The organism is Nocardiopsis sp. CNR-923, assembly GCF_001942255.1.
GTDB lineage: Bacteria > Actinomycetota > Actinomycetes > Streptosporangiales > Streptosporangiaceae > Nocardiopsis.
Genome location: NZ_MKKC01000010.1, coordinates 1 through 5,289, shown reverse-complemented (window position 1 = coordinate 5,289; position 5,289 = coordinate 1). Strand labels below are relative to the sequence as shown.

The 5,289-nt window shown below is 65.2% G+C and carries 2 protein-coding genes; both read left to right on the top strand.

Annotation, left to right across the window (positions count from 1 at the left end; all coding sequences use genetic code 11):
• Positions 1 to 983 precede the first annotated feature (983 nt).
• Positions 984 to 4,223, top strand: a complete 3,240-nt coding sequence (locus BJF83_RS00330) for a GDSL-type esterase/lipase family protein (RefSeq protein WP_075924713.1) — start codon at positions 984 to 986, stop codon at positions 4,221 to 4,223.
• A gap of 103 nt (positions 4,224 to 4,326) precedes the next feature.
• Positions 4,327 to 4,602: a hypothetical protein gene (locus tag BJF83_RS00325; protein ID WP_075924712.1), complete on the top strand. Its 276-nt coding sequence runs from the start codon at positions 4,327 to 4,329 to the stop codon at positions 4,600 to 4,602.
• Positions 4,603 to 5,289 lie beyond the last annotated feature (687 nt).

Sequence of the window (5,289 nt, the reverse complement as noted above, 5' to 3'; positions counted from 1 at the left end):
GGGCACGGCGTCTCCTTCGTGCGGGGGGCGTGACTTATCGGGCACGGATGGTTTTTGAGTATGGCAGGGGATACGGACAAAAGGCCGTGAAAGGCTCTGCGGCCCGTCCCGGCCACCTGGGATCAGCCAAGGTCAGCGCCGCCTTCCGGGTATGCGTGATGGCCGAATCCGGTCACGGGCGGGGTGCGCGCCGGGGTGTGGGGGCGTTGTGGGGCTTGGTGGCGACGGGGCAGGGGCCGCGCCCCTGGGGGGCGTGTGGCGGCGGGGTCGGGGCGGCTGTGGGGCGCTGGCGGGCGCACGCGGGGCCACCCCGGGTGCGGGTGCGGGTTGGGCTCAGGGCCGTCCAGCAGGGTCACGGGACGGTAAAATGCTCCGCGAGGTGGGCGGCCACTGTACGGGACCTTGCACTGGGGAGCACACGAGGAGCATTTCAGGCCCTCAGGCGAGGTCCACACCTCGTCTGTTCGACTCGCGCACCCCGTTTGACCTGGGGTTTTGTGGCGCACCCGGCAGGATTCGAACCTGCGGCCATCGGATTAGAAGTCCGGTTGATACGTGCCGCCACGTGTCACTACGTACCGTTTCATGCCACCCCATCCGATCCGCCGTGCCGCCTGAGGCCGTGTGATGCGTCGGGTGTCGTGTCAGTACGGAACTGTGGAGCATAAACGGAGCATGAACGGGCGGTCGGCGCGTCCGATGGCACCTCGCGAGGTCCCTGCTGGTTGCCACCAGGATGGTGCCTATCCACGGTGTTCCTTCGGGCATAGCTCGAACGCACTCCAAACATTCCCTGCCTGGCCTGGACAACGAGGGTTATCTCCGAACGAACTCCTGTCTGAGCTGTGCTGCTTTACACGGATCCATTCCCTGACTTAGTGTGTCCGCGCCCGTATCCCCCATCACTAGGGTCGTACATGCGACACGGTCGTATCCGAACGAACCCCCGCCCCTTTCTCACGAAGATCGCTCAGGTCACGGCGTTGTCTCTGGCCTTCGCGCTGCTCACTGTTCCGGTTCCGGTACTGGCCGAGGAGAGCGAGGCTTCGGAGTCCCTCGGTCTGGCCGAGCACGCTGATGAGTTCTTCGCGGACAATCCACCCTCGTCCGAGGTGGAGATACCCGACTTCGGCGACGCCGACAAGGTGGTTCCAGCCTGGAACAACGGTGACATCAGCGTTGACGAGCTGGTGAGATACGGGTACCTCACCGCCGTCCAACCGGACGAACTGCCACAGGAGTACGTGACCGAGGGCGATAGCGAACTGGACATCGGGGCGTACCTGCCGTTCGTTCTGAGCCACGTCGATGAGGCCTCAGAGGAGACCCAGGAGTGGCTGCACCGCGAGCTGGACCCAGTGGTGTCCGATGAGGCCGAGGAAGAGGGACTGGCCGCGCGTAGCGCCGAGAACGACTGCGGCGAGAGCGAGGAGGTCGGCGGGAACTTCTTCACCTGCGCGACTGTGAGTGACAATTTCACTGTTTGGTACAACATTGGGTGGGGCGAAGGGGTTCCGGACGAAGATTCCGATGGCAATGGTCGGCCGGACGCGGTTGACGCCGTGGTCGACGCGCTTGAAAGCGCACACCGGACCTACCGCGGAATGGGGTTCGACCACGCCGGTGATGGGCGCATCAGTGTGTTCCTGGGGCTGGCTCCACAGGGGCAGGCCTACGTCTCACCGATCCCACTGGGTCCTGGCTTCAGCCCCAACCCCATCGCCCTGTCCTCCGACCCAGCGCAGCTGGAATCGGGCCGAAACGAGGACATGTACAACTACATTCCTCGGCACGAGCTCTTCCACGTGTTCCAGTACCACTACATCAGCGACCCCAGTGCCGTCCTGCCCTCGGTCAACTGGTGGATGGAGGCGACCGCGGAGTGGGCGACACGGGAGAGCCTCCCCTCGGGAGCGGGCGCCACGGAGTACGCTCGCGCCGTTGAGGACTTCCTTGACCACCCGGAGCTGGCGATCAACGACTACGACTCCTTGGGCGGTGGCCGGCAGTACGGGGCCTTCGTCGTCGCGTCCTACTTCACCGAAGCGGTTTCTCGGAACTTCGTCCTGGACACCTGGCGCACCCTGGACCGGGCGTCGGTGACGCCGATCGAGGCCATCCAGCAGGTGGTCGACTTCTACGGCCGGGACATGGGCGACCTCCTGCTCGGTTTCGCGGTCGCCAACCACCGCCTGGACACCCCTTCCAACGCCACCTTCTTCCTTGGCGCCAGGGACGGTTACGACGAGCCCCACGCCAGAACCATGTGGCAGAGCAGCCTGGCAACAGGGCGCCGTCCGCCCCGGGCCGAGCACAGCATCAGCCAGTCGACGTCCAGGACAGGGCTACCCGAGGTCACGCAGGGAGGAGCCACGTACGTGGAGCTTCGGCCCAGCGGATCCGGAGGCCGCTTGACCGTCGAGCTGGACGCGCTGGTGGGGGACTACCGGTACGCGCTCCTGACCTGGTCCGATGGTGCGGCCCGTCCGGACATGGCGCCGATCGACATGGAACGAGGCTCCAACCGCTCCGAACGCGTCATCGAACTCACCGTCTCCCTGCGTCCGGGCGAGGTGGCCACGCTCGTGATCGCCAGGATCGACGTCAGCACGAGCCTTCACACGGATCCGATCCAATGGAACGCGTCCCTTCGCGAGTCGGGCGACGGACCGAGGATCATGGTGGTCGGAGACTCGATCACCCATGGGAACGAGGGCTCCCACAGTTGGCGCTACGTTCTCGACCGGCACCTGAACGACAACGGGGTGGCCGCCGACTTTGTGGGTCCGCGTACCGGTGCCTACGACATCCACACCGACATCCGCAACCGCGCGATCCTCGACGGCCTGGAGCCGCCGCCCCAGGAGTACTACCCCGGCCCGAGCACCGCGCGCTACTACGACAACGGGTTCGACCGCGACCACAACGCCATGTGGGGTTGGACCTTCGCCGACGCCAACAACACCATCAGGCGGGACGTGAACGCCCACGATCCCGACTACCTACTCATCGCGCTCGGCTTCAACGACATCACCTGGGGTTACAGCAACGCGGCGGGTACGGTCGCCGCAGCGAGGACGATGATCGAGGAGGCGCGCGCGGCCAACCCGGACATCAGGATCCTCATCTCCAACGTGGTGACCAGGACGCTTCTGCCGGAGTTCGAATGGCTCAACCCGGAGATCCGGGAGTACGCGGGGCTCCTGGAGGCCGAGGTCGCTTCTCTGTCCACCGACCGCTCGCCTGTCCATCTGGTGGACATCTCCAGCGACTACGATCCCGTCGGTCACGCGTGGGACGGGCTGCATCCCAACGCGCGCGGCGACTACTTCATCGGTTCACACTTCGCCGACGCGTTGCATGAGAGGTTCGGTGTCGGAGCGCCTTACGGTCCTGTGCCGAGCAATCCACCAGATGTGAGTCTGGCCAAGCCCGCCTGGATCAAGGTGGAGACCACCGACCAGGGTTTCCACGTCAGGTGGGCACGCGTGTTCGGTGCCGCTGGATACCACGTGTGGACCCGGAACGTGACAGAGAACCAGGACTGGCTCCTGTTGCCTTTGCCCGTGCCGGGTGACTACTTCAACTCGACATGGGTCCGCGACGGCGACACCTACGAGTTCCGTGTCGCCCCGGCCAGGGGCGACGACCAGGTCGGTCCGATGAGCGACACAGCCTCGGCCGTAGCCTCTCCCCGTACGCTTCCCGGCCCTCCGAATGTCACCGCCCAGGTCGAGGGCACCGAAGCGGTCGTGCGTTGGGACACGCGCACCGGAGCTCAGGGATACCGGGTCTATTGGATCGAGGCGTTGGGCCACTACCCCGTCATGCGCAACGCCTATGTCCACCGAGAAGACGGCAACGCCTACCGCATCACGGGGCTGGAACCGGGTATGCGCTACGACGTGGCAGTGTCGTCGGTCAACGGCTATGGTGCGGGGATTCCGACCGGAACGCTGAACCAGGTCGTCATTCCCGGTGTCGCTGGCGCGGGCGAGGAGCGCTCCGAGCTCACCTGGCAGGTCGAGGACGAAGCGTTCACCGCGACGGACATGCTCTGGGAGGGGTATCCGGAAGGCATGGCGCCGATCATTGACGGTGTCCTGCCCACGGAGATGGTCGACGGTTCCGAACCGGTTTCGAGCGGCCCGGAGCCGGTGGTCGAGGAGACGGGCCCCCGTGTGCCGGTCTCCGCCGGCAGGCGGGAGGAGATCGGCGGATGAGAACCCGGGGCCCCACCCTCATCGTGTTGGCGGTTCTGCTCACGGTCGCCTGGGGGGGTGTACCCGGGACACGCAGCGGTTCGTCGTCAGAAACGAGCTGGACGTGCCCGTCCTGACGATCACCAGCGAGGATCCGGATGCTCCGACGGGGTTTCGACCAGAGGACTTCGAGGAGGTGGGGGTCGCCCCCGGTGAGTTCGAACAGGTCGGGCTGGGTCTGGACGAGCCCGGATTTCCGTGGAACGTCTGGCCGTTCAGCCACTGGGCGCGAACCCCGTGCCGGGACGATCTCTATCTACTGGTCGAGTCCCAGGACGGACGCAGGTTCGTGCATGATCCACCGCTGTGCATCGACGGTGACTGGACGATCTCCGATTGATCCTGGGGCGGCCGGGGCAGTGGCGAGTCCGATTCATCGACGCCGATATGGATCGGCGTGTCAGTGCCCGATCACGAGGCGGCGCTCCTGTGCTGATGGGTATGTCAACGACGTTCGAACCGCTTTTCGAACGTCGTTGACAAACAGGGTCGAGTTGTCCTTCACGCCGACCGGTGCCTCTCGGGCCGACCGGATCGAGGTGCGTTTCGGGGCGCTGCGCCAGGTCACCATCTCCAACTCGAACCATCCCAGCCACGTGGTGCAGGCGCGGGCACTGCATGCCTACCTGCGGTGGCGTAACGCTAACCGCCCCCGGAAATGCCCGCTGACCAGAGCTGCGAGCGTGCTCGAATGCGTAGCCAGGGGGGTGTTTGGTGGAGAGGTCGGTCGGTGGACTTCACGGCCCGACCTCTCCACCCGGTGAATTTCCCAGTCACCGCCGTTAGGTCCTGTCTGGAGTTTGGATCACGAGTTCGGGAGATCGCCTGCGGGCCGGGCCCGGATTTGATAGAGCAACAGTCATGGCACGAGGCGATCTCACCGACGACCAGTGAGGTGATCCCAGCGACTTTGAAACGGGATGAAAGTCGTCAACCGGACCATGCGGGAGATATGACCGTTCAGCAGACATAGACGTGGAGCCCCAGGTAGAAGGCGAGGTGTCGAATCTTGCCGGGCTACCGTGAA